Raw genomic sequence first — 22,752 nt, 5'->3', positions numbered from 1 at the left:
CCCGGTTTGTGCGTTTGCTCCGTTCTTAAAAATCCTTGAGCGGACTATAGCCAGCAGGTAGTACTGCTTGATCCCTCTAAAGTGTGATTTGCAGCTGCCAGCCACTCTGGAACAGTCCTTTCGCCAGTCCGACACCTGTCGGCCCGTCAAGGATGGCTGAAATTTCGGATTTGACAAGCCAAGCGCTTGCTTGGTGGGGCTGGCGTGCCTTTTTGGGCACGCCAAGTGACGCTTAAAGCGTCGAGAGGAAGGTACTGTTGTTGGCTTGCCATTCGGTGATGTCGACGCGAATACGCTTCTTGTCGAGTTTGCCGACACTGGTCTTGGGAATTTCAGTAACAAGGGCGATCTGGCTCGGGATGGCCCACTTGCTCAGGTGCCCCAGTTCCACGAACGGCTTGAGGTGTTCCTTCAGTTCTTTGGCCCCGATCTCATGGCCTTCGCGGACCACCAGCAGTGCGAACGGACGTTCGCCCCACTGCGGATCGGCGATCCCCACAACTGCTACTTCGCGTACCGCAGGGTGGCGGCTGATCAAGTCTTCAAGGTCCAGGGAGGAGATCCACTCGCCGCCGGTCTTGATCACGTCTTTGATCCGGTCGCGAATGTCGATCACACCCATGCTGTCAAGGGTCGCTACGTCACCGGTGTGCAGCCAGCCCCCGGCCCAGAGCTCGGCACCCTTTTGCGGTTCGTTGAAATAGCCCTCGGTGAGCCACGGCGCACGCAGCACCAGCTCGCCTTGGGTCTCGCCATCGGCGGGCAGGAAGTTGCCGTGGGTGTCAACGATCGCCGCCTCCACCAATGGCCCCGGCACACCGGCCTTGATCCGGTACGTGGTGCGCTCGTCTTCGGTGCCGGCCATCAGCTCATCGTTGAGGTGCGCGCATGAGATCAGCGGTCCGGTTTCCGACATGCCGTAAGCGGCGGTCAGCTGAATGCCATTGGCCTTGGCGGCTTCGTACAACGTGCGGTTCAACGCACTGCCGCCGATGACGATTTTCCAGCCACCAAAGTCGGTGCCTTGCGCGGCCTTGGAATTAAGGACCATTTGCAGAATGGTTGGTACGCAATGGGAAAAAGTGACCTTCTCCTTGCGCCACAGCTCCACCAGATACTCAGGGTCATAGCGACCGGGATAGACCTGCTTGAGCCCGAGCATGGTCGCCACATACGGCAGGCCCCAGGCGTGCACATGGAACATCGGGGTGATCGGCATGTAAACGTCGTTGGTGCCCAGCAACCGCACGCTGTCGATGGCGCCCATGATGGTCGACACACCCATTGTGTGCAGCACCAGTTGCCGATGGGTGAAGTACACACCTTTGGGATTACCGGTGGTGCCGGTGGTGTAGAACGTGGTCGCGACCGAGTTTTCGTCGAAATCCTGGAAGTCGTACTGCGTATTCGCCGCCGCCAGCAACTGCTCATACTCGCCGATGAGGTTCGGCAAGTCGGCGGTTTTTTCCGGCAGGTCAGTCAGCAGCAGGGTTTTTTCGACGGTGGTCAGGTGCCCGGCAATCGCGTTGTAAAGCCCCACGAACTCGCTGTTGACCAGCACAAAGCGGTCCTCGGCGTGGTTCATGGTGTAGAGGATTTGTTCCGGTGACAGGCGCACGTTAATGGTGTGGATCACCGCGCCGATCATCGGGATGGCGAACATGCATTCCAGATAACGATGGCTGTCCCAGTCCATCACCGCCACGGTATCCCCGGCCTTGACGCCGGCCGCCGTCAGCACATTGGCCAGCCTTGCGACCCGCTCGATCAGGGTCGGATAGCTGTAGCGCAACTGGTCGCGGTAAATGATCTCGCGGGTTTTTTCATAACGAGCGCCGGACATCAGCAGCCGTTTAATCAGCAGCGGATACTGGTAAGCGCCTTCGGCTGGAGGGATAACGCGAGTCTGCAACATAAGAGTCCCTTTTCTGACTGCACGGTCGTGGCTGAAAGTAAGCACTTTAGTGCCCTTGGACGCCAGCCAAATCAGCCAAAGGAATGATTTGCAGAACCGGGCATAATGCTAGCTTTGCGCCACTGCCTCTGGCGTGTTTCGTCGGAAATTCGGGATCTGCGCTGTAAAACGCTGCAACGCATGCACGTAACACTTGTCTGTGAGCCTACGTACCATACGGACACGATGAGCCGATCGGTTGGCAGCCGAACAGTTGCCCCGGGGCGCCCGACCTTCTACCTCATCTTCAAGAGAAGGATCTTGTTCACTACACGCCATCGGTATTGCATATAACAATGACTATTGAATTGACCGCCCCCGAGAACGGCACCTCCACACAAGTGCCTCTGGTTTCCATCGTGGCGCCCTGTTTCAACGCGCAAAAGTACCTGGAAGACGCCATCAAGAGCATCTTCGCCCAGGACTACCCGAACTTCGAGGTCATCATCGTGGACGATGGGTCCAGCGACGACAGCCTCGCCATACTCAAGCGCTTGCAACAAACCTATGACTTCCAGCTGTACTCGCAACCGAACCGGGGCGTGAGCGCAGCGCTCAACCACGGCTTGCGATACGCCAAAGGCGTCTAGGTGTCGACGCCGGACCTGGATGACATCATGTTGCCGGGGTCGGTGCGCACTCGTGCCGAGTATCTGGATCAGCACCCGCACGTCGGCTGCGTGGGTGCGCTGATCAGCTACATGGACAGCGATGGCAACACCATCAAGCAGCAACAACGCGACAAGATCCACACCTACAACTTCGATCAGGTCCTCAGAGGTGCCGTCGTGATCGGCGCCCCTGTTGCGCTCTATCGCATGAAAGCCATGCGAAGTGCCGACTTCTAAGCGCCGAAGCTGCGGGTTCAAGACTTTCAGATGACGTTGCGGATTGCCCGGCTGGGTTATGAGATCCATGAATTGCCGATCTGCATGACCCGCTATCGCCGCCATGCCAACAACCTGTCGAGAAAATACCGGATATTGCTCCAGGCGGACCTTGAGGCCATCGAACCGTACGTGAACCATCCCGGCTACCACAGCGCCCGCACCAAACTGGTGAACAAGGCCCTCAAATATGCCGTGGTCGAAGACAAGAAAGAAGCCTGGCAGCTGTTGCGCTCGATTCCCTGGCGGCACCTCAATAGAACCAGCTTCAAACGCTTCAGCGGCTGGTATTACATCGCTAGCCGCCTCACAGGGCCTCAGTGCATCTCGGTAAACGCGAGTTTGACACCAATGGCGATCAGTACCGCGCCCATCGTCCGATCGAACCAGTGGCCCATCCGGGCAAAACCTGCGCGCACGCGCTGCTGGCTGAACAGCATCGCCACCAGGCAGAACCACACAGCGGTGGCCACCGCGAGGTAGATGCCGTAGCCCGCCTGTACCGCCAGCGGCGTGTGCGGATTGATCACCACGGTGAACAGTGAGAGGAAGAACAGCGTCGCTTTCGGGTTCAGACCGTTGGTCACGAAACCCGAAGTGAAAGCGCCGCGAGCAGTGCGCTCGCCCGCTTCCTTGTGCAGATCGTCAGCCGCAGGTTGGGCCGGCTGTGCTCGCAAGGCCTTGAAGCCGATGTACAGCAGGTACGCGGCCGCCGCCCATTTCAGGGCATTAAACAACACGATCGACTGGGACACGATCAGGCCAATGCCGAGCAACGAATAGCCGACGTGCAGGAAAATGGCCGTGCCGACACCCAGCGCCGTCCAGGTGCCAGCGCGTCGACCATGGGTCACGCTCTCACGCACCACCACGGCAAAGTCCGGGCCGGGGCTGGCCACGGCCAGCAAGTGAATCAGGGCAACGGTCAAAAACTCTGTCCAGTACATGGGGGATCCTTTTGGCCAAGCGTAACTGTTTGTTTCATCTGGTAGGCTCGGCAGATTACGCCTTCAGTTCATCGCACAAAAGGTACAGTTGATGACGAACACTCACCGCGCCGTTTTCCTCGACCATCCGTCCCTGGACCTGGGCGACCTCGACCTCAGCCCGCTGCAAGAGTGTTTCAGCGACTTACAGCTTTTCGCCCAGACCACGCCGGACCAGGTGATCGCACGCCTCAAGGGCGCCACCGTTGCCATCAGCAACAAAATCCTGATCGACGCCGCCGCCATCGCTGCCAGCCCCGAGCTGAAACTGATCCTGATCACGGCCACCGGCACCAACAACGTTGACCTCGCGGCTGCCCGCGCCCACGGGATTACCGTCTGCAACTGCCAGGGTTACGGCACGCCGTCGGTGGCGCAGCACACGATCATGTTGCTGCTCAATCTGGCAACGCGCCTGGCCGATTATCAAAAGGCTGTCGGCGAAGGTCGCTGGCAGCAGGCGAAACAGTTCTGCCTGCTGGATTACCCGATTGTCGAACTGGAAGGCAAAACCCTCGGCCTGCTCGGTCACGGCGAACTGGGCGGCGCGGTCGCACGACTGGCCGAAGCCTTTGGCATGCGTGTACTGCTCGGTCAGATTCCCGGGCGCCCTGCCCGGCCGGATCGTTTGCCACTGGATGAGCTGCTGCCGCAGATCGACGCGCTGACCCTGCACTGTCCGCTCAACGAACACACCCGCCACTTCATCGGAGCCCGTGAGCTGGCCTCGATGAAACCCGGTGCGTTCGTGGTCAACACCGCACGCGGCGGCCTGATCGACGAACAGGCCCTGGCCAATGCCTTGCGCAACGGCCACCTGGGTGGCGCGGCCACCGACGTGTTGAGCGTCGAGCCACCGACCGCCGGCAATCCGCTGCTGGCCCAAGACATTCCACGGTTGATTGTCACTCCGCACAACGCTTGGGGCAGTCGCGAGGCACGCCAGCGAATCGTGGGCCAGTTGACCGAAAACGCTCAGGGTTACTTCAGTGGTAAAGCGCTGCGGGTCGTCAGTTGATAGACTGCGGCACTTTTTTTCACAGGAGCAGAGTATGGATCCGCGCAGTGAAGTACTGCTTCGTCAGGCCGAGTTATTCCAGGGTTCGGTGCTGCTGGCCGGTTTGCCCGCCGATGACCTGCTGGGCCGTCTGCCCGACGCTCATGGCTGGTGCTGGCATGCCGGCGATCAAGCAGCGCTGGATGCCCGCTTCGCCGAGCGCAGCCATTTCGGTGTGACTGTAACGGAGCGCGCGTTCGACACCGCCGTGGTGTTTCTGCCCAAGTCCAAAGACCTGACCGACTACATCCTCAACGCCCTCGCCTCCAGACTGGCCGGTCGTGAACTGTATCTGGTGGGTGAAAAACGCAGCGGCATCGAAGGCGCGGCCAAGCAACTGATTCCCTTCGGCAAACCGCGCAAGCTCGACAGCGCGCGGCATTGCCAGCTGTGGCAGGTGACCGTGGCCACTGCGCCGCAAGCCAAGTCGCTGGAAAGCCTGGCCCAGACTTATGAGTTGCCGCTGGCCGAAGGTCCGCTAAAAGTCATCAGCCTGCCGGGCGTGTTCAGCCACGGTCGGCTGGATCGCGGCAGCGCGCTGTTGCTGGAGCATCTGGACAAATTGCCGAGCGGCCATTTGCTGGACTTCGGTTGCGGCGCCGGTGTGTTGGGAGCAGCGGTGAAACGTCGTTATCCACACAACCAGGTCACCTTGCTTGATGTGGATGCGTTTGCGGCTGCCAGCAGTCGCCTGACATTGGCTGCCAACGGTCTGGAAGCTGACGTGATTACCGGTGACGGTATCGACGCAGCACCGATGGGCTTGAGTGCAATTCTGAGCAACCCACCGTTCCATGTCGGCGTACACACCGATTACTTCGCTACCGAGAACTTGCTGCGAAAAGCAGCTAAACATCTGAAAAACGGTGGCGAACTGCGCTTGGTGGCGAACAGCTTCCTCAAGTACCAACCGCTGATCGAAGAGCATCTGGGCGTATGTGCGATCAAGGCTGAAGGACAGGGTTTCAGGATCTACCGAGCCAAACGCGGCTAGAACCTCTTTAAAAAAGAGGCTTGCCCAATCGGATTTGCCTAGGCAGAATCCGCTCCGTCCTAGGGGAGTAGTCTCCCACGAGCGCCATGCTCGTCCGGCATACGTCAACATACTTGGTCAACAGACCATGGCGTATGCGACCCAAGCGTCCGCATCAGACGGATCGCAGGGTTTGACAAGACCTATGACACGAACACCTTACCCGGGGCGGGAAGGCTGTACGTGTCATAGCCGTGTCGACCCGCCCCTTAGGAAAACCCTGATGCTGGATTCACTTCTCGTTCCCACCGCAATCGTTGCCTTGGCCGAAATCGGCGACAAGACGCAACTGCTCGCGCTCATTCTCGCCGCTCGCTTTCGTAAACCCTGGCCGATCATCGCCGGTATCGTCGCTGCAACCCTGGCCAACCACGCGGCCGCCGGCGCGGTAGGTGCCTGGGTCGGTAGTTTCTTCTCGAATGCGACGCTGCACTGGATCCTCGCCGCGAGCTTCACCGCGACCGCATTGTGGACCCTGGTGCCGGACAAGATGGATGACGACGAAGCCAGCACCGCCCGCAAGTTCGGGCCGTTCCTGACCACGCTGATCGCGTTTTTCCTTGCGGAGATGGGCGACAAGACTCAAGTCGCCACGGTGATGCTCGCTGCGCAATACCCGGAACTGTGGCTGGTGATTATCGGCACCACCGTCGGGATGTTGATTGCCAACGTGCCGGTGGTTTTGGCGGGTAACTTTGCCGCGGATAAATTGCCGCTCACCCTGATACGTCGCCTGGCGGCGTCGGCGTTCTTCATCCTCGCCATTGTCGCGGTGTACAAGGCGATGCAGAGCAGTGGTTGGGTTTGACGCGGTAAGTCAGTGACTCCGCGCCATCGTTCTTCGCGAGCAGGCTCGCTCCCACAGATGATCGCGTTCCAATGTGGGGGCGAGCCTGCTCGCGAAGGCGTCAGTGGCAGCACCGTATGACTATCAGGACTTTTTGGCTTTCTCGTACAGCGGCATGACTTTCGGGATCGCCGCCTGCAAAGAAGCAATACGACTCGACGACGCCGGGTGAGTACTCATGAACTCCGGTGGCGAACCTTCCGAGGCCTTGGTCATCTTGTTCCATAGGGTGATCGCGGCGTTCGGGTTGTAACCGGCGCGAGCGGCCAGTTCCAGGCCGATCAGGTCCGCCTCGTTTTCATTGGAGCGACTGTTGGGTAAGGTCATGCCGTAGTTGGCCACGGTGTCCGCCAGCGCCAGGCTGCCCTGACCCAGGCCGAACAAGGCACCGGCGCCCTGCTTGGCCATTTCGATGCCGTAAGCCTTGGACATCGCTTCACGACCATGCTCGCGCAGGGCGTGGGCGATTTCGTGGCCCATGATCGCGGCGATTTCATCGTCGGTCAGTTTCAGGCTGTCGATCAGGCCGGTGTAGAAAATGATCTTGCCGCCAGGCCCGCAGTTGGCGTTGAGTTCGTCGCTCTTGATCAGGTTGACTTCCCATTTCCACTGGGCCGAATCCGGACGGAAAATCGGCGCCTGGGCAATCAGCCGGTCGGCAATCGCCTGGACGCGTTTGGCCTCGTTACTGGTCTTGTCCAGCACGCCTTTGGTGTTCGCCTCGCCGACAGTCTTTTGATAAGACTGGGCGTACATCTGATTGACCTGATCGGTCGACAGCATGCTGAACATGTACTGTTTGCGCTCAACGCCCACCGCGCCACCGCTGGTGGTATTGACCGACTGACAACCGGCGAGCAGCAGACCTGCGCTCAGTGCACACACAACCAATGTCTTGCTCATCAAAAAACTCCCTTAAAACATGCCGTGTATCCTAGGCGTGGAATTGTATCGACGCCAGATACAACAGAGGTGTAGACGCACATTTCAGACAAAGATCTCATGGACGTAGGAAAAAATTCACATAACGGTGCCCACCGCGGTCGATAACGGCCCGCAATGATTCGTTTGCGACATCAAACCCTCCAAAACAGCCAATTCGCCAACCTCCGCTCATGGCCATCGACCCCCCTGCCGATACAGCACCGCAGACGTCCTCTTGCGTGCGGAGCACCCATGAAATTCAAGTCGATCCAGTTTTCCGTGGCGGCCCTCGCTGGCGCCATCGTTCTTAGTGTCGTGGCAGCCCTGGTGCTGTACGCGCTGTTTTCCGGCGCACGGACACAAGACATGGTCCAGCAGCGGACCCAGGCACAATTCGAGCAAGTCATCGAACAACGCCTGACGTCACTGGCGCAAACCCAGGTCAGCCAGATCCAGCGCGAGCTCGAAGCGCCGCTGCTGATTGCCGGCGGACTGGTGCGAGTCAACGCATTGATCGGCACACCGGGCGCCGATGGTCAGCCACAGCTGAGCCTGAGCCGTGAGCAGTTGATCAGCCTGATCAAGGAAAACGTCACCAAAAACCCGAAAATTCTTGGCACCTACATCGGCTGGGAAAAAAACGCCCTCGATCACAACGACGCGGCCTACGTCGACACCCAGGTGGTTGGCATCGACGCCAGCAACGGTCGCTTTCTACCGTGGTGGTTCCGCAACGAAGACGGCAGCCTTGGCCTGGACAAACTGGTGGACGTCGACGACCAGAAAACCCTGTCCACCGGCGTGCGCGCCAGCGAGTACTACCTGTGCTCGAAAGAAACCAAAAAGTCCTGTGTGATCGATCCGGCGCCCTACAAGGTCGGCGACAAGATCGTCATGCTCGCCTCCTTTATAGAACCGATCATGCTCAACGGGGCCTTCCAGGGCATCGTCGGCGCCGACCTCTCGGTGAACTTCATCCAGGAAATGCTCCTCGGCGCGAATCAGAAGTTGTACAGCGGCGCTGGTGAAATGGCCCTGATCGGCGGCAACAGCCGGATCGTTGCCTACACCAAGGACCCGAGTAAATTCGGCGAGAAGGTCAGCGACATCCTCGACAGCCAGCAGATCGCCAATATGGCCAATCTCAAGCGCGGCGAAGTCACCTACACCGTCGACAAAGCCCAGGGCCGGATCGAGTTGTACCTGCCGTTTGGCATCGGTCAGACCGACGCTCGCTGGACCCTCATGCTGCAACTGCCACTGAACGCGGTAATGGCCGACCTGCAAAAGCTTCAGGGCGATCTGGACGCCCAGCGCAAGTCCGACACCTTCGGCATGGCCATGGTCGGCTTGTTGATTGCCGGTATCGGCTTGCTGGTGATCTGGCTGGTGGGCCACGGCATTGCCCGGCCGCTGAAGCAGATGGTTGCCATGCTCGACGACATCGCTCAGGGCGAAGGTGACCTGACTCGACGCCTGACCAGCGACCGCGCCGACGAACTGGGCTCGATCGCCAAAGGCTTCAACACATTCCTGGCCAAGTTGCAGGTGATGATCACCCAGGTGGTGACTTCGGTGCAGAGCGTCAGTGATTCGTCGGAACACACCGCCGACATCGCCATCCGCACCAACATCGGCGTGCACAAGCAAATGGCCGAGATTGATCAAGTCGCCACGGCGGTGCATGAAATGACTGCCACCGCCCAGGACGTGGCGCGCAACGCGACCCAGGCTGCGCAAGCTGCCAGCCATGCGGATCAGGCAGCAGCGCAAGGCATGCAAATCGTGCGCGATACGTCGAACTCGATCGGTGTACTGGCGGTGGAAATCGGCAAGGCCGTCAGCGTGGTACAGACCCTGGCCAAGGACAGCGAGAACATCAACGCCATCCTCACCGCCATTCGCGGGATCGCGGAACAAACCAATTTGCTGGCCTTGAACGCCGCCATCGAAGCGGCACGAGCCGGCGAACAGGGACGTGGTTTTGCGGTGGTGGCCGATGAAGTGCGCAACCTGGCGCAGAAAACCCAGAAAGCCACTGAAGAAATTCAGACCATGATTCAGCAACTGCAACAAGGCACGCGCGATGTGGTGCGGGTGATGGAGGACAGTCAGAGCCGCACCGATGAAAGCGTGCAGCATGCGGCGAAAGCGGCCGAGGCACTGGAGACGATTACGCAGGCGGTGTCGGTGATCAACGACATGAACACCCAGATTGCCAGTGCGGCCGAGGAACAGAGTGCGGTGGCTGACGACATCAACCGTAACGTGATCAACATCGGGCAAGTGGCCAATGAAGTGGCGGGCGGAGCGGATGAGTCGAGTGTGGCGAGTGCGGATCTGACCAAGTTGGCAGAGCAGCAGCGGTGGTTGATCAATCAGTTCAAGGTTTAGCGTTTAAGAACAAGATCAAAAGATCGCAGCCTTCGGCAGCTCCTACAGGGTGTACATCGCCCTACGTAGGAGCTGCCGAAGGCTGCGATCTTTTCGATGGCGCCACTCAACCCGGCGTCAAACACTCCGGCCCATTCAGCTTCGGATCATTCACCAGATTCGCCAGCACTCGCTCGCGCAACGCCGCGGGTTCACTGGCGAGTAACGCCTGCAACGCATGCAACGGAGTCTCTGGATTGAGCCACGCCTCCTGCCCCGCCGCATCGAGAATCAACGGCCGACGCTGACTCGCCGCCGGTTGCGTGATCACCGCCGTGCTCAGCCACACCTGCTCCTGCACCGGATACGCTTCCCAAATCGCCGCAAAGAACAGCGTCGAGCCCTCCCCCGGTGTCAGCCAATACGGACGCTTGCGGGTCGTGCCGCGCCATTCGTAAAAACCGTTGGCCGGCAGCAGGCAACGGCGTTCGCGCAGGGCCTGGCGAAACATCGGTTGTTCAGCAACGGTCTCGGCCCGGGCATGGGCTGGCGTGCGGGACAAATCGGTCAGCCATGGCGGCGTCAAACCCCAACGCGCGCGGGCCAACTCGCGCTGGCCGTCAACACCCTCGCGCAGCATCAACACCGAATCGTTGGGAGAAATATTCCACTGGGCCTGCTGATCGGCGGGGAAGCCAGGCAGGGCCGCGAAGGCGGGGTTCCAGCGAAACAGGGCATAACGTCCACACATGGGGCAACACGACTCTTGATAAAACGAACACCAGCCTAACAGACCAGCGTGCCGGGAAAACTTTCCGGTTCATCGCCGGGCAGTGGCAGCGCGGATTTGTACGCGGCGATCAGCTCCCGGGCGTACTCGGCCTCGTCGTTATCGACTGACAGGCCCAGCAGGCCAAAGATCGGCAATTCGCCGGTGCCACCGAGCAAATCGCGCCCCACCAAATGGGCCTCGATGCCCTCACTGGCCAACATGCTTTGCAGCAACTCACCTTCCATGAGGTTTTCCGGCTCGTAGATTCGCTGCATGGGGTGCCCCTTTCATTCGTTTTCGCTATGAACTTCGAGCAACCATTCCTGACCGTCAGTCTGCAGAACAAACGTGATGGGGCGACAACACACCGGACAGTCTTCGATATAGGTCTGATCGCCTCCGGACAAGTCCAGAACGGCCTCAGCCTCTTCACCACAATACGGACATTCGTAGCGCTCGGTTTCCAGCATCGCGGTCTCCCAGGTGACTTGTGCGTATAATCGCCGGTCTATTTGCAGGGCTATTTTTGTCTGGCTAACTTTTCAGACCGTGCCCCGTTGGTTTTCGATCAAAACCTTTACTTACCCTAGCCGTTTCTAACAAGAGAGCATGATGGGCGAATTCGATGCCATCCGACCGTACGACGATAGCGAAGTCCCTGCGGTGCTGGACAGGCTGCTCGGCGACAAGGCGTTTCTAGACATCCTCATCCACTTCCGCTTCCCGCGCTTTGCCGGTGCTTTCGGCTGGGCGCTCAAACCTCTTATAGCTCATCGGCTGCGCCGTGAGTTCGCCGGCGTTACGTCGGTGGCCACGTTGCAGGATAAAGTAGAGATGTACGTCGACCACACCATCGAGCGAGCCACGGACGGTGTGACGTACACCGGCGTCGAGCAGTTCAAGTCCGGCAGCGCCTATCTGTTCATCGCCAACCACCGCGACATCGTGATGGACCCGGCCTTCGTCAACTACGCCGTGTACCACGCCGGACTGCCGACACCGCGCATCGCGATCGGCGACAACCTGCTGCAAAAGCCCTTCGTCAGCGATCTGATGCGTCTGAACAAGAGCTTTATCGTGCACCGTTCGATCAGCGGTCGACGCGAGAAGATGGCGGCGTATCAGTTGCTGTCGGCCTACATCAACCACTCGATCCGCAACGATTGCGCCTCGATCTGGATCGCCCAGGCCGAAGGCCGGGCCAAGGACGGCGACGACCGCACCGAGTCGGCCATCCTCAAGATGTTCCACATGAGCCGCAAGGACGAGCCGTTCGGCGAAGTCATTCAGTCGTTGAACCTCACCCCGGTGTCGATCAGCTACGAATACGACCCGTGCGATCAAGCCAAGGCTCGCGAACTGTTCATCCGCGCCACCACCGGCAGCTACACCAAAGTGCCGGGCGAGGACGATGTGAGCATTGCCAAGGGCATCACCGGCTACAAGGGCCGCGTGCATGTGAACTTCGCCTCGCCGATCACCGAGTTGTTCGATGACACCAAGCAATTGGCGATCGAGATGGACCGGCAGATCCTTGGCGGCTATCGCCTGTTCCCGGTGCACTACCTGGCCTACGCCCAGTGGAAAGACGTTGACCCGCAATTGCAGGTGCCGAAAGCCGCTGAGGTGTTTGCGGCAGACGAACTGGCCAAGGCTCAGGAGCAATGGCAACAGCGTCTGGACGCGTGCCCTGAGGAGCATCGTCCGTTCATGGTCCTGCAATACGCGACGCCGGTGCGCAATCAGTACCGTGTGAAAGCAGGTTTGCCGCTGTAAGGTTTTTTTGAAGCAAGATCAAAAGATCGCAGCCTCGTTCCACTCGACAGCTCCTACAGGGCGAACGCTATCCCCTGTAGGAGCTGTCGAGTGGAACGAGGCTGCGATCTTTTGCTTTTTAGCGATTCAAACCCGAGTACTGATCCACGACACCAGCAGCGCCAACCCCAGGCAGGCAAAACCGAATCGATAGAAAAACCGGTTCATGCGCAAGGTCGCGCCGTCCAGCATCAACGTCGGTTCATCGATACGACGGCTCTGGCTTTGCGCTTCGAGAATGGCCAGCGCGCGCTGTTCGCGGCGACGTGTGGCATGCAGCAACCAGCCGCCCGGAAAGGCAAACAACAAGGCCAACAGGTTGATCAACTTGGCGGGATGGTTGGTAAACAGCGAAATCAAATGCAACGACATCACGAACCTCAGCAAAACAGGTGGCAGACGCCGAACCGACGACCGCGGCGCGGATTCTACCGAAAGCCTCGCCACCTGCCCTTGCTATCCGACAAATAACGAACCATTTGACCGATTCCTGTCCTGTGTCACGGCGCCGTCATCTGAATACGCCAGTCTGGCGCCCCTCGAAACCGACACGGAAACCGTCATGTTGCACGCCGAAAACCAGGATCGCCTCTACCTCGTTGCCCAAAGCGACGAACAACAAAACCTCGTTGGCAGCCTCGCCTTCAACGTTCAGGACCGCCACTGGCTGGTGTATTGCGCATTGGGTGGGCATCAACATGCGGATTTGCCGGAGACGGATTTGCTGACGGGCGTGAGTGTTCTGGATTTTTACTCCGAGGCAGCATGAAAAAGCCCGGGACCATTGCTGGCACCGGGCTTTTTTGAATTCAGCGAACGTTTATTCGCCGAGAATCTGACCAATCGTCGGATCCTTGAACAGACGCGTCAACGCATCGCTCAGCACATCGCTGACCAGCTTGGTATTGGTTTCCTGATTCGGCGCCATACCAAAACGCTGATCCAGGGACGCACCATAACGACCGCTGTAACGACGATTGGCATTCTGTACATCGGAGCGGAAGGTCGCGCCAATGGTGGCCTCAGTCACATACATGCCTTCTTTAGGCGACTGATACTTCAGCTCCGCCAGGGTCACGGTCAACTGCGGAGCGTTCAGCGCATTGGAGGTTGGGGTAAAGCCCAGCAACCGCACGGCCGCCTCAGCCTGAGCCTGCAACTTCGGCAGAATCTGCGCGCCCTGCACGGTAATCGCGCTGGTCTCAGGGTACAGGCCACCACGGGTGCCCAGGGTCGGCGACGGACGACCATCCACCACTCGCACCACCACCGGCTGACCATGGCCGACCGGTGCCAGCTGAGTCGTCAGCTTGGGTTCCGGATTCAGTTGTTGCGGGCTGTGGGCGCAGCCGACCAGCGTCAAACTGGTCACAGTGATCAAACCGAACAACAGGCGTTGCAACATGCTCTTCTCTCCAGAATCAGGCACAAACAGGCCCGCAGTATAGCGGTGCGCCACTGCGGGTAACTAGCACCTCACAGTGAATACTGAAATCTCTGACACCGCGGTTCCTGTCACACATCTGTCACCCCCCATACACGTGCACGTCACGGCTCGCTGGCAACCTTTACAGCAGTCACCCCACACGGTACTTCGCCATGCGATATCTCATCTCGCTGTTCGCTCCACGTCCTTTGCATCGCTGCTTCGCCCTGCTCGACCGCAACGGCCACTGCCAGGCATTCAAACAGTGCAGCCTCCAGCCGATGGGCGACGGCTGGGTCGAAATCGAAGAAATCCGTCTCAACTGGTTGCACCACCCCCTGCCCCCTAGCGCCCGTGTCAGCCAGCGCCAGCCACGTGCGCGGGCTCAGCAACTGTTGACCACCTGACCGAACACCTAATAAAAGTCATTAAACACGACCATTTCCCTGCGTTTCTTCGCTACAATCTCCCCCCGATTATAAGGACGTCTCCTGATCGGGCCTCGCAGCATCGTCAATGCGCTTGTATTGACACCCCGCACCGCCCACAGAGAGCCGCCCACACAGATCGAGTGAAGCTGGCGCGCTTGCTGTTCCTTGAGCAAAACCCCCACTTTTCGCGAATCTGCAGAGCTGTCATTACGCTCGGTCACTGAGCTGTTTGCCCGTTTTGCCTGTCATGTATCCCATGGCGGCAATCCATCCGGGCACGGTGCCAGGCTGGGGCAGCCCTTTTTTGAGGTTCACGTCTTCAAAAGAGCGTGAAAAAAACGGGTTTTCACAACTTCACAAGAGTGTGGCGAGCAAATGAATAGTTTTGCGTCTGAATATGCACCATTAGCGTCTGAAACAGCCCAACGACACAGGACCGAGTACGCCTCGAACACCGGAGCCTGAAGCCTGTCCTCTACGGATTTGGTTGCACAAACGGATGTATCGACCATAAGTCGAATTGCCAGCCGCGCGTTGAAGTGAGTTCATGTAACTCTTTTAGACCCGGCCGGTAGCGTCCGTCGAAGTTGCGAAAAATTGCGAAGATTCGGACATGGCGATACTGCCATGGGTACCTGGGGCATCACTGACACGCCCCTGAACGCCTGGCAGCCATGCCGACAATTTGGTGCTGCAGATTTTGGAGACGCGTTAAATGGCGCATAACGAAGCAGTCGACGTAGTACTGGTTGGGGCCGGCATCATGAGTGCCACCCTCGCTGTACTGCTCAAAGAGCTCGACCCCGCGATCAAGCTGGAAGTCGTCGAGCTGATGGATTCCGGTGCCGCGGAGAGTTCGAACCCGTGGAACAACGCCGGTACCGGTCACGCCGGGCTGTGTGAGCTCAACTACACGCCGCAGGCCGCCGACGGCACCGTCGACATCAAGAAAGCCGTGCACATCAACACCCAGTTCGAGGTGTCGAAGCAGTTCTGGTCCTACCTGACCAAGAAAAGCACCTTCGGCTCGTGCAAGACGTTCATCAGCCCGGTGCCGCACCTGAGCTTCGTCCAGAGCGACGATGGCGTTTCCTTCCTCAAGGAACGCTTCAAGACGCTGAGCAAGCACCACGCCTTCTCGGACATGGAATACACCGAAGACAAGGCCACCATGGCCGAGTGGATGCCGCTGATGATGCCTGGCCGGCCGGCCGACGAAGTCGTCGCCGCCACCCGCGTCATGAACGGCACCGACGTCAACTTCGGCGCCCTGACCAATCAACTGCTCAAGCACCTGACCTGCGCACCCGATGCCCAGGTCAAGTACTGCAAGCGCGTGACCGGCCTCAAGCGTAACGGCAACGGCTGGACCGTCAGCATCAAGGACGTCAACAGCGGTAACTCCCGTGACGTCGACGCGAAATTCGTGTTCCTCGGTGCTGGCGGCGCGGCACTGCCGCTGCTGCAAGCTTCGGGCATCGAAGAAAGCAAAGGCTTCGGCGGCTTCCCGATCAGTGGCCAGTGGCTGCGTTGCGACAACCCCGAAGTGGTCAAACACCACCAGGCCAAGGTTTACAGCCAGGCGGCCGTGGGGTCGCCACCGATGTCGGTGCCGCACCTGGACACCCGCGTCGTCGATGGCAAGAAGTCCCTGTTGTTCGGACCTTACGCCGGTTTCACCACCAAGTTCCTCAAGCACGGCTCCTTCATGGACCTGCCGATGTCGGTTCGCGCCGGCAACATCGGCCCGATGCTGGCTGTGGCCAAAAACAACATGGACCTGACCAAGTACCTGGTCAGCGAAGTGATGCAGTCGATGGAACAGCGTCTGGACTCGCTGCGTCGCTTCTACCCTGAAGCGAAAGCCGAAGACTGGCGCCTGGAAGTGGCCGGCCAACGCGTGCAGATCATCAAGAAAGACCCGAAAAAGGGCGGCGTTCTGCAGTTCGGTACCGAACTGGTCGCGGCCAAGGACGGGACTCTTGCTGCCCTGCTCGGCGCTTCGCCAGGTGCGTCGGTGACTGTTTCGATCATGCTTGAACTGATCGAGAAATGCTTCCCGAACAAAACTTCTGGTGAATGGGCTGCCAAGCTCGCGGAAATCTTCCCGGCTCGGGAAAAGGTTCTGGAAACCGACGCTGCGCTGTATCGCAAGATCAATGTGCAGAACAACGTCGCGCTGGAACTGGTTGAAGCCAGCAACGAGACCGAAAGCTACGCTTGATTCGGCCGCATAAAAAACGCCCCGTTCTCATTGAGAGCGGGGCGTTTTTTTGTGCCTTTAAAAGATCGCAGCCTCGCTACGCTCGACAGCTCCTACAGGTGCAAGCGAACCATTTGTAGGAGCTGTCGAGCGCAGCGAGGCTGCGATCTGTTGATCTTAACCGCGAGCCTTTTCGATCAGTTCGATGTACTCGGCCGCGTTGCGCTGATCCTTGATCAGGGCGACGAAGTCATTGCCGTGCTCATCCTTGCCGTCCAGATCCAGACCGGCTTCGACGAAGAACGTCAGAAATCGCCCGAAGTCATCGATGCGCAGGCCGCGATAGGCCTTGATCAGTTTGTGCAGCGACGGCGACGTGGCGTCGACCGGTTCGAAATCGAGGAACAGCTTGATCTGCTCATCGCCGATCTCGTCACCAATCACTTGCTTCTTATCTTTACGCATTGCCGACTCCAGCTCGCAGACATTTCACGGGCGGGCAGTTTACCCCTCCCTTGCCACCGGGCTCAACGCGGACGAACGCTGCCGGTGTGCAGATCGGCCCAGACATGGCCGTTGGCATAGCTGAGGAACTGGCAATACACCGTGTCATTGCGTAACAAGTCGATCACCACCCGGTACTGGGCCATCGGGTAAAACAGCGTCAGGGTTTTGCTTTTGTCGTCGTAGATCGGCTTTTTCAGGCTTTTGCTTTCGCCATCGAAATTGACCAGCACCTGGTTGATGGTCGCGCCCTTGTTCAAGGATTTGCCCTTGAGACGGATCAGCAAGGGTGAGGTCACCGGAATCGGCTGCTGGTTGGACTGGCGTTGACTGCCGACCACCACCGAGTACTCGGTGACCTGCAACAGCTGTTGCTGCTCGGGCTCCGCGTCACGCAGGGTCAGGTCATCGGGGGGCAGGAACTGCGCGTGCATCGGTGCCGGGGCGGCAGCCAGAGGCAGGCTGACGGTCAGCAACAGGGCGGCGCAGCTGCGGATCAAAAGGCTCATGACAGGCTCCGGAGGGCGAGGCCGAGCACTCTAGCATGGGTTTAAAAGCAAAAGATCGCAGCCTTCGGCAGCTCCTACAGAGAACCGGATACACCCGATAATCTACGGGTGAATTCGATCATGTAGGAGCTGCCGCAGGCTGCGATCTTTTGGGGCGCTGCGGTCTTACATGCCTTTAACAGCAAAAATCCCGTTGGCGTTACGCCAGTAGCCTTTGTAGTCCATGCCGTAACCGAAGATGTAACGGTCGATGCATGGCAGGCCGACGAAATCGGCTTTCAGGTCCGGGCGAGCCTTGCGATCGTGGTCCTTGTCGATCAGCACAGCGGTATGCACAGCGCGGGCGCCGGCGTGTTTGCAATAGTCGATGATCGCGCCCAGGGTGTGACCTTCATCGAGGATGTCGTCGATGATCAGCACGTCGCGGTCGAGGAATGAGACTTCCGGCTTGGCTTTCCAGAACAGATCGCCGCCGCTGGTTTCGTTGCGATAACGGGTGGCGTGCAGGTAGGACGCTTCCAGCGGGAAGTTCAGATAGGTCAGCAGCTTGCCGGAGAAAATCAGCCCGCCATTCATCACGCAGAACACCACCGGATTGCTTTCAGCCAGCTGGTCGTTGATGTGTGCACCGACGCGGGCGATGGCCGCCTCGACTTCAGCTTCGGTGTACAGGCAGTCAGCCTCTCGCATGATTTGACGGATATGCTCGAGATCAGCAGACATGGCGCTCTCCAGGGGTGACGGATTCGGGAAAAGCGGGCAAAGGTACGCATCAAGCGAGGCCAGATCAAGCGTTTGTGGACTAACGTACTGTATGTCTATAGGACAACACCCTCGGATAGATTAATCTAGGCCGGTTTTTTTGCCCGCCGCCGGAGCCTTTCCCATGCCCATCCTCGAGATCCGCCATCCGCTGATCCGTCATAAACTCGGCCTTATGCGTCGCGCCGACATCAGCACGAAGAATTTCCGTGAGCTCGCTCAAGAAGTCGGTGCCCTGCTGACCTATGAAGCCACCAAAGACCTGCCGCTGGAATCCTACGATATCGAAGGTTGGTGCGGCACTGTGTCGGTCGAGAAAATCGCCGGCAAGAAAATTACTGTAGTACCGATCCTGCGCGCCGGCATCGGCATGCTCGAAGGCGTGCTGAGCCTGATCCCGGGCGCCAAAGTCAGCGCCGTCGGTGTGGCCCGCAACGAGCAAACCTTGCAGGCCCACACCTACCTGGAAAAACTCGTTCCGGAAATCAACGAACGCCTGGCGATGATCATCGACCCGATGCTCGCCACCGGCAGCTCCATGGTCGCGACCATCGACCTGCTGAAAAAGGCCGGTTGCCGGGACATCCGCGCGATGGTGCTGGTGGCGGCCCCTGAAGGCATCGCTGCTGTAGGGAAAGCTCACCCGGACGTGATGATCTACACCGCTTCCATTGACGAGAAACTCAATGAACACGGTTACATCATCCCAGGCCTGGGCGATGCCGGCGACAAGATCTTCGGCACCAAGCAGAAGGACGCTTGAGCATGCAGGATGAGTTCAACGATCCGCTCTGGCGCACGGTGCTGTCGGGTGCGCAGATGCTGTTCGTGGCCTTCGGCGCCCTGGTGTTGATGCCGCTGATTACCGGTCTCGACCCGAACGTGGCGCTGTTCACCGCCGGCCTGGGGACGATTCTGTTCCAGATCGTCACCGGGCGTCAGGTGCCGGTATTCCTGGCATCGAGTTTTGCCTTCATCACCCCGATCATCCTCGCCAAGGGCCAATTCGGTCTCGCGGCGACCATGGGCGGCGTGATGGCGGCCGGTTTCGTCTACACCTTCCTCGGCCTTGCGGTGAAGATCAAAGGCACCGGTTTCATTGACCGTCTGCTGCCACCAGTGGTGATTGGCCCGGTGATCATCTCCATCGGCCTGGCCATGGCACCAATCGCCGCCAACATGGCGATGGGCAAGGCTGGCGACGGCACCGAACTGATTCATTATCAGACGGCAATGCTGATCTCGATGCCCGCGCTGCTGACCACCCTGATCGTCGCGGTGTTCGGTAAAGGCATTTTCCGCCTGGTGCCAATCATCTCGGGTGTGCTGGTGGGTTTTGCGATGGCGTTCTACTTCGGCGTCGTTGATACCGCGAAAATCGCCGCCGCACCGTGGTTTGCGATCCCGCACTTCACCGCGCCGGAATTCAACTGGCAGGCGATTCTGTTCATCGTTCCGGTGGCCCTGGCCCCGGCCATCGAGCACATCGGCGGCGTGATCGCTGTCGGTAGCGTGACCGGTCGCGATTACCTGAAGAAACCCGGCCTGCACCGCACCCTGCTCGGCGATGGCATTGCCACCACCGCAGCCGGCCTGTTTGGCGGTCCACCCAACACCACCTATGCCGAAGTGACGGGCGCGGTGATGCTGACCAAGAACTACAACCCTAAGATCATGACCTGGGCGGCGATATTCGCCATCAGCCTGGCGTTCGTCGGCAAGTTCGGCGCGCTGCTGCAAAGCATTCCGGTGCCGGTGATGGGCGGGATTCTGTGCCTGTTGTTCGGTTCGATCGCGGCGGTGGGCATGAACACGCTGATTCGCCACAAGATCGACCTGGGCGAAGCGCGCAATCTGGTGATTGTCTCGGTGACCCTGGTGTTCGGGATTGGCGGCGTATTAGTCGGCACCGGCACCGGGCCGGACGACTTCGGCCTTAAAGGCATTGCGCTGTGCGCGGTGACGGCGATTGCGCTGAACCTGTTGCTGCCGGGTAATGACAGCTGGAAGCACAAGAAGGCGAATGAGTCGTTGTTGTAACGGCTTGAGGACTTAGCTGCCAGTTAGATAGCTATCGCGAGCAAGCTCGCTCCCACATTGATCTATGTTGCTCACAAAAAGTGTGTTCACAGAAGATCAAATGTGGGAGCGAGCTTGCTCGCGATGCTTTTAAAGCGCCAGCGGCGCCCTTTCACACAAGGTGCTCAACGCCCGCGCCCACTGCGGATCGTCGTTAAGACATGGCACCAGCACCAACTCCTCTCCCCCCGCCTCGCGGAACAGCTCTTTGCCACGATCACCGATCTCTTCCAGTGTCTCGATGCAATCGGCAACGAACGCCGGGCACATTACCAGCACCTTCTTCACACCCATCCCAGCCAACTCATCGAGGCGCGCTTCGGTGTAGGGTTCGATCCATTTGGCTCGCCCCAGACGCGACTGGAACGACACCGACCACTTGCCGTCTGCCAAGCCCATGCGCTTAGCAAACTCGAACGCGGTGCGCAGGCACTGGGCGCGGTAACAGGTGGCCAACACTTCGGGGGAAGCGCTCTTGCAGCAGTCTTCATTCTTGAAGCAATGCTGCCCGGTCGGATCGAGCTTGGTCAGGTGCCTTTCCGGCAAACCGTGAAAACTCAGCAGCAGGTGATCGTGATCCTGCTCCAAATAAGGCTTGGCACTGGCGACCAACGCATCGAGGTATTCCGGCTGATCGTAGAACGGCTGGAGAATCGAGAACTGTACGTCGAGCTTCTTCTCGCGCACCACTCGTTTGGCTTCTTCGATCACCGTCGTCACGGTGCTGTCAGCGAACTGTGGATAAAGCGGCGCGAGAGTGATTTTTTTGTGGCCCTGGGCGGCCAGCTGCACCAATTTCGACTCAATCGACGGCTCACCGTAGCGCATCGCCAGTTCCACCGGGCCGTGGGTCCACTGGGCAGTCATGGCCTGTTGCAGGCGACGGCTGAGCACCACCAATGGCGAGCCCTCCTCCCACCAGATCGAGGCGTAGGCGTGGGCAGACTGCTCCGGGCGCTTGAACAGGATCAGCGACACCAGCAAACGTCGCACCGGCCATGGCAGGTCGATCACATACGGGTCCATCAGAAATTGGTTGAGGTAACTGCGCACATCCGCCACCGAGGTGGAGGCCGGTGAGCCCAGATTGACCAGAAGCAATGCGTGATCGGTCATGCAACGTCCTATTTCAAAGGCGGCTGGAAAGGTCGTCCAGAGCCGCGCGCAAATCAGTGAACTGGAAAGTGAAACCCGCTTCCAGCAAGCGAGCCGGTACGGCCTTCTGGCCACCCAGCAACAGCAATGACAACTCGCCCAGACACACCTTTAACGCCAGGGCCGGCATGGGCATGAACGTCGGGCGGTGCAGCACGCTGCCCAACGTCTTGGCAAATTCGCGGTTGCGCACCGGCTTGGGCGCGCAGGCATTATAAGGACCACTGGTGTCTTCCTGATGCAGAAGAAAATCAATCAGGGCGATTTGATCGTTGATATGGATCCACGGCATCCACTGCCGGCCATTGCCGATAGGCCCGCCCAGCCCCACTTTGAACGGCAGCAACAGCCGCGACAAAAAGCCGCCCTCGGCCGACAACACCAGCCCGGTACGAATGAAGATCACGCGAATGCCCAAGCCTTCGGCACGCTGGGCGGTTTCTTCCCAGGCGATGCACAACTGGCTGGCGAAATCATCGATGACCGGTGGAGACGTCTCGGTCAATTCCCGCTCGCCCCCGTCACCGTACCAACCGACCGCAGACCCCGAAATCAACACCTGCGGTTTTTGTTCACGGGTTTCGAGCCAGGCCAGCAGGGTTTCGGTCAGGGTGATGCGGCTGCTCCACAACAGCGCTTTGCGTCTGGTTGTCCAGGGGCGGTCGGCAATCGGTGCACCTGCGAGGTTGATAATCGCATCCACCGGCTCCTGGCCGATGTCCTCGAGGCGGGCCACTGCGCGCACTTGGGCACCGCAGATTTTCGCGACTTTTTCAGGCTTGCGACTCCAGACCGTCAGGCGATGACCCTGACTCAACCAGAGGCGGCAGAGTTGACGTCCTATCAAACCAGTACCGCCGGTCAGCAATATGTGCATGACTACTTCCTCGCGTAGCGTTTTACCCTGATCACTAGTCTATTTTTATAAGCAGGGATCTTTGGTATCGGGCAGGCTCTGTGATTAACAATAGGCCAAGCTGTCAGAACGAGAACGCTAAAAGTTATACCAAAAAACAATATTGTACAGGTTTAAAC

23 protein-coding genes, 2 pseudogenes and 1 riboswitch are annotated in these 22,752 nt (G+C 59.1%); of the genes and pseudogenes, 12 read left to right on the top strand and 13 right to left on the bottom strand.

What is annotated here, in order from left to right; genetic code table 11:
- Positions 1–232 precede the first annotated feature (232 nt).
- Positions 233–1,915 carry a fatty acid--CoA ligase gene (locus WLY71_RS09285; protein WP_347803333.1) on the bottom strand — a complete coding sequence of 561 codons (1,683 nt, stop codon included), beginning with the start codon at positions 1,913–1,915 and terminating at the stop codon, positions 233–235.
- 335 nt (positions 1,916–2,250) lie between these two features.
- On the opposite strand from WLY71_RS09285, the pseudogene WLY71_RS09280 reads away from it, so the two are divergent.
- Positions 2,251–3,117: pseudogene (locus WLY71_RS09280) on the top strand (glycosyltransferase family 2 protein); the annotation flags it as partial.
- Positions 3,118–3,158: 41 nt separating this feature from the next.
- Here the strand turns inward: WLY71_RS09280 and WLY71_RS09275 are convergent.
- Positions 3,159–3,788 (bottom strand): LysE family translocator, encoded by a 630-nt coding sequence (locus WLY71_RS09275; RefSeq protein ID WP_046048281.1) that lies wholly within the window; start codon positions 3,786–3,788, stop codon positions 3,159–3,161.
- Between the two features lie 91 nt (positions 3,789–3,879).
- On the opposite strand from WLY71_RS09275, the gene WLY71_RS09270 reads away from it, so the two are divergent.
- The 3 genes from WLY71_RS09270 to WLY71_RS09260 all read left to right on the top strand — a co-directional run bounded on the left by WLY71_RS09270 (position 3,880) and on the right by WLY71_RS09260 (position 6,725).
- Positions 3,880–4,845 carry a 2-hydroxyacid dehydrogenase gene (locus WLY71_RS09270; protein WP_347803332.1) on the top strand — a complete coding sequence of 322 codons (966 nt, stop codon included), beginning with the start codon at positions 3,880–3,882 and terminating at the stop codon, positions 4,843–4,845.
- Between the two features lie 34 nt (positions 4,846–4,879).
- Positions 4,880–5,878, top strand: a complete 999-nt coding sequence (locus WLY71_RS09265) for a methyltransferase (RefSeq protein ID WP_347803331.1) — start codon at positions 4,880–4,882, stop codon at positions 5,876–5,878.
- A gap of 49 nt (positions 5,879–5,927) precedes the next feature.
- Positions 5,928–6,052: riboswitch (yybP-ykoY riboswitch) on the top strand.
- An 88-nt stretch (positions 6,053–6,140) separates the two neighbouring features.
- Complete coding sequence (locus WLY71_RS09260) at positions 6,141–6,725, top strand: TMEM165/GDT1 family protein (RefSeq protein ID WP_102615272.1); 585 nt, start codon at positions 6,141–6,143, stop codon at positions 6,723–6,725.
- A gap of 123 nt (positions 6,726–6,848) precedes the next feature.
- Here the strand turns inward: WLY71_RS09260 and WLY71_RS09255 are convergent, their stop codons facing one another.
- Positions 6,849–7,667: a M48 family metallopeptidase gene (locus WLY71_RS09255; protein WP_347803330.1), complete on the bottom strand. Its 819-nt coding sequence runs from the start codon at positions 7,665–7,667 to the stop codon at positions 6,849–6,851.
- 156 nt (positions 7,668–7,823) lie between these two features.
- Between WLY71_RS09255 and WLY71_RS31310 the strand changes: the two are divergent.
- Together WLY71_RS31310 and WLY71_RS31305 are read left to right on the top strand one after the other, a co-directional pair.
- Positions 7,824–9,224 (top strand): annotated as a pseudogene (locus WLY71_RS31310) (methyl-accepting chemotaxis protein); the annotation flags it as partial.
- A gap of 15 nt (positions 9,225–9,239) precedes the next feature.
- On the top strand, positions 9,240–10,082 hold the full coding sequence (locus WLY71_RS31305) for a methyl-accepting chemotaxis protein (RefSeq protein WP_425589918.1): 843 nt from the start codon (positions 9,240–9,242) through the stop codon (positions 10,080–10,082).
- A gap of 106 nt (positions 10,083–10,188) precedes the next feature.
- Here WLY71_RS31305 and WLY71_RS09245 read toward each other — a convergent pair whose 3' ends face one another.
- Genes WLY71_RS09245 through WLY71_RS09235 form a run of 3 tightly spaced genes read right to left on the bottom strand, consistent with a single transcriptional unit; the run spans position 10,189 to position 11,303 of the window.
- Entirely contained in the window at positions 10,189–10,812 is a 624-nt protein-coding gene (locus WLY71_RS09245; protein WP_347803328.1) for an SOS response-associated peptidase, read from the bottom strand.
- A gap of 35 nt (positions 10,813–10,847) precedes the next feature.
- The gene (locus tag WLY71_RS09240) at positions 10,848–11,108 is read right to left on the bottom strand and encodes a putative signal transducing protein (protein ID WP_347803327.1); all 261 of its coding nucleotides are present in this window, start codon (positions 11,106–11,108) and stop codon (positions 10,848–10,850) included.
- Between the two features lie 12 nt (positions 11,109–11,120).
- Positions 11,121–11,303 (bottom strand): CPXCG motif-containing cysteine-rich protein, encoded by a 183-nt coding sequence (locus WLY71_RS09235; protein WP_008153387.1) that lies wholly within the window; start codon positions 11,301–11,303, stop codon positions 11,121–11,123.
- Positions 11,304–11,445: 142 nt separating this feature from the next.
- Here WLY71_RS09235 and WLY71_RS09230 point away from each other — a divergent pair, with 142 nt between their 5' ends.
- A complete protein-coding gene (locus WLY71_RS09230; RefSeq protein WP_347803326.1) occupies positions 11,446–12,609 on the top strand; it encodes a 1-acyl-sn-glycerol-3-phosphate acyltransferase in 1,164 nt (387 codons plus the stop codon).
- Between the two features lie 126 nt (positions 12,610–12,735).
- Here WLY71_RS09230 and WLY71_RS09225 read toward each other — a convergent pair whose 3' ends face one another.
- Positions 12,736–13,020 (bottom strand): hypothetical protein, encoded by a 285-nt coding sequence (locus WLY71_RS09225; RefSeq protein WP_347803325.1) that lies wholly within the window; start codon positions 13,018–13,020, stop codon positions 12,736–12,738.
- 190 nt (positions 13,021–13,210) lie between these two features.
- On the opposite strand from WLY71_RS09225, the gene WLY71_RS09220 reads away from it, so the two are divergent.
- A complete protein-coding gene (locus WLY71_RS09220; protein WP_347803324.1) occupies positions 13,211–13,417 on the top strand; it encodes a hypothetical protein in 207 nt (68 codons plus the stop codon).
- A gap of 51 nt (positions 13,418–13,468) precedes the next feature.
- On the opposite strand, the gene WLY71_RS09215 is transcribed toward WLY71_RS09220, so the two are convergent.
- Complete coding sequence (locus tag WLY71_RS09215) at positions 13,469–14,053, bottom strand: YajG family lipoprotein (RefSeq protein ID WP_033061281.1); 585 nt, start codon at positions 14,051–14,053, stop codon at positions 13,469–13,471.
- A gap of 194 nt (positions 14,054–14,247) precedes the next feature.
- Between WLY71_RS09215 and WLY71_RS09210 the strand changes: the two genes are divergently transcribed.
- Together WLY71_RS09210 and mqo are read left to right on the top strand one after the other, a co-directional pair.
- Positions 14,248–14,481, top strand: a complete 234-nt coding sequence (locus WLY71_RS09210) for a hypothetical protein (protein WP_347803323.1) — start codon at positions 14,248–14,250, stop codon at positions 14,479–14,481.
- Positions 14,482–15,220: 739 nt separating this feature from the next.
- Positions 15,221–16,729: a malate dehydrogenase (quinone) gene (mqo, locus tag WLY71_RS09205; protein ID WP_347803322.1), complete on the top strand. Its 1,509-nt coding sequence runs from the start codon at positions 15,221–15,223 to the stop codon at positions 16,727–16,729.
- Between the two features lie 156 nt (positions 16,730–16,885).
- Here the strand turns inward: mqo and WLY71_RS09200 are convergent, their stop codons facing one another.
- From WLY71_RS09200 to WLY71_RS09190, 3 genes are all read right to left on the bottom strand, one after another.
- Complete coding sequence (locus tag WLY71_RS09200) at positions 16,886–17,173, bottom strand: PA4642 family protein (RefSeq protein WP_008153397.1); 288 nt, start codon at positions 17,171–17,173, stop codon at positions 16,886–16,888.
- Between the two features lie 62 nt (positions 17,174–17,235).
- A complete protein-coding gene (locus tag WLY71_RS09195; RefSeq protein ID WP_347803321.1) occupies positions 17,236–17,721 on the bottom strand; it encodes a hypothetical protein in 486 nt (161 codons plus the stop codon).
- A 165-nt stretch (positions 17,722–17,886) separates the two neighbouring features.
- Positions 17,887–18,444, bottom strand: coding sequence for a hypoxanthine-guanine phosphoribosyltransferase (locus WLY71_RS09190; RefSeq protein WP_347803320.1), 558 nt, complete (start codon positions 18,442–18,444; stop codon positions 17,887–17,889).
- A gap of 163 nt (positions 18,445–18,607) precedes the next feature.
- Here WLY71_RS09190 and upp point away from each other — a divergent pair, with 163 nt between their 5' ends.
- On the top strand, positions 18,608–19,246 hold the full coding sequence (upp, locus tag WLY71_RS09185; RefSeq protein ID WP_131059473.1) for a uracil phosphoribosyltransferase: 639 nt from the start codon (positions 18,608–18,610) through the stop codon (positions 19,244–19,246).
- 2 nt (positions 19,247–19,248) lie between these two features.
- Entirely contained in the window at positions 19,249–20,523 is a 1,275-nt protein-coding gene (locus tag WLY71_RS09180; RefSeq protein ID WP_347803319.1) for a uracil-xanthine permease family protein, read from the top strand.
- A gap of 129 nt (positions 20,524–20,652) precedes the next feature.
- On the opposite strand, the gene hemH is transcribed toward WLY71_RS09180, so the two are convergent.
- Both hemH and WLY71_RS09170 read right to left on the bottom strand, forming a co-directional pair.
- On the bottom strand, positions 20,653–21,678 hold the full coding sequence (gene hemH / locus WLY71_RS09175; protein WP_347803318.1) for a ferrochelatase: 1,026 nt from the start codon (positions 21,676–21,678) through the stop codon (positions 20,653–20,655).
- 13 nt (positions 21,679–21,691) lie between these two features.
- Entirely contained in the window at positions 21,692–22,594 is a 903-nt protein-coding gene (locus tag WLY71_RS09170; protein WP_347803317.1) for a TIGR01777 family oxidoreductase, read from the bottom strand.
- Between the last annotated feature and the right edge of the window lie 158 nt (positions 22,595–22,752).

This window comes from Pseudomonas rossensis (assembly GCF_039888995.1).
Taxonomy (GTDB): domain Bacteria; phylum Pseudomonadota; class Gammaproteobacteria; order Pseudomonadales; family Pseudomonadaceae; genus Aquipseudomonas; species Aquipseudomonas rossensis.
Note: the sequence above shows the minus strand (reverse complement) of the source record. Positions and strands in the feature narration are given on the sequence as shown.

Excerpts from the sequence above, each read along its gene's own strand:
- WLY71_RS09260 (WP_102615272.1), top strand. The coding sequence starts at position 6,141 with ATGCTGGATTCACTTCTCGTTCCCACCGCAATCGTTGCCTTGGCCGAA.
- WLY71_RS09195 (WP_347803321.1), bottom strand. The coding sequence starts at position 17,721 with ATGAGCCTTTTGATCCGCAGCTGCGCCGCCCTGTTGCTGACCGTCAGC.
- WLY71_RS09230 (WP_347803326.1), top strand. The coding sequence starts at position 11,446 with ATGGGCGAATTCGATGCCATCCGACCGTACGACGATAGCGAAGTCCCT.
- upp (WP_131059473.1), top strand. The coding sequence starts at position 18,608 with ATGCCCATCCTCGAGATCCGCCATCCGCTGATCCGTCATAAACTCGGC.
- WLY71_RS09240 (WP_347803327.1), bottom strand. The coding sequence starts at position 11,108 with ATGCAGCGAATCTACGAGCCGGAAAACCTCATGGAAGGTGAGTTGCTG.
- WLY71_RS09270 (WP_347803332.1), top strand. The coding sequence starts at position 3,880 with ATGACGAACACTCACCGCGCCGTTTTCCTCGACCATCCGTCCCTGGAC.
- hemH (WP_347803318.1), bottom strand. The coding sequence starts at position 21,678 with ATGACCGATCACGCATTGCTTCTGGTCAATCTGGGCTCACCGGCCTCC.
- WLY71_RS09180 (WP_347803319.1), top strand. The coding sequence starts at position 19,249 with ATGCAGGATGAGTTCAACGATCCGCTCTGGCGCACGGTGCTGTCGGGT.
- WLY71_RS09170 (WP_347803317.1), bottom strand. The coding sequence starts at position 22,594 with ATGCACATATTGCTGACCGGCGGTACTGGTTTGATAGGACGTCAACTC.
- WLY71_RS31305 (WP_425589918.1), top strand. The coding sequence starts at position 9,240 with ATGATCACCCAGGTGGTGACTTCGGTGCAGAGCGTCAGTGATTCGTCG.
- WLY71_RS09275 (WP_046048281.1), bottom strand. The coding sequence starts at position 3,788 with ATGTACTGGACAGAGTTTTTGACCGTTGCCCTGATTCACTTGCTGGCC.
- WLY71_RS09265 (WP_347803331.1), top strand. The coding sequence starts at position 4,880 with ATGGATCCGCGCAGTGAAGTACTGCTTCGTCAGGCCGAGTTATTCCAG.
- WLY71_RS09225 (WP_347803325.1), bottom strand. The coding sequence starts at position 13,020 with ATGTCGTTGCATTTGATTTCGCTGTTTACCAACCATCCCGCCAAGTTG.
- WLY71_RS09200 (WP_008153397.1), bottom strand. The coding sequence starts at position 17,173 with ATGCGTAAAGATAAGAAGCAAGTGATTGGTGACGAGATCGGCGATGAG.
- WLY71_RS09215 (WP_033061281.1), bottom strand. The coding sequence starts at position 14,053 with ATGTTGCAACGCCTGTTGTTCGGTTTGATCACTGTGACCAGTTTGACG.
- WLY71_RS09210 (WP_347803323.1), top strand. The coding sequence starts at position 14,248 with ATGCGATATCTCATCTCGCTGTTCGCTCCACGTCCTTTGCATCGCTGC.
- WLY71_RS09220 (WP_347803324.1), top strand. The coding sequence starts at position 13,211 with ATGTTGCACGCCGAAAACCAGGATCGCCTCTACCTCGTTGCCCAAAGC.
- WLY71_RS09190 (WP_347803320.1), bottom strand. The coding sequence starts at position 18,444 with ATGTCTGCTGATCTCGAGCATATCCGTCAAATCATGCGAGAGGCTGAC.
- WLY71_RS09255 (WP_347803330.1), bottom strand. The coding sequence starts at position 7,667 with ATGAGCAAGACATTGGTTGTGTGTGCACTGAGCGCAGGTCTGCTGCTC.
- WLY71_RS09245 (WP_347803328.1), bottom strand. The coding sequence starts at position 10,812 with ATGTGTGGACGTTATGCCCTGTTTCGCTGGAACCCCGCCTTCGCGGCC.
- WLY71_RS09235 (WP_008153387.1), bottom strand. The coding sequence starts at position 11,303 with ATGCTGGAAACCGAGCGCTACGAATGTCCGTATTGTGGTGAAGAGGCT.
- mqo (WP_347803322.1), top strand. The coding sequence starts at position 15,221 with ATGGCGCATAACGAAGCAGTCGACGTAGTACTGGTTGGGGCCGGCATC.
- WLY71_RS09285 (WP_347803333.1), bottom strand. The coding sequence starts at position 1,915 with ATGTTGCAGACTCGCGTTATCCCTCCAGCCGAAGGCGCTTACCAGTAT.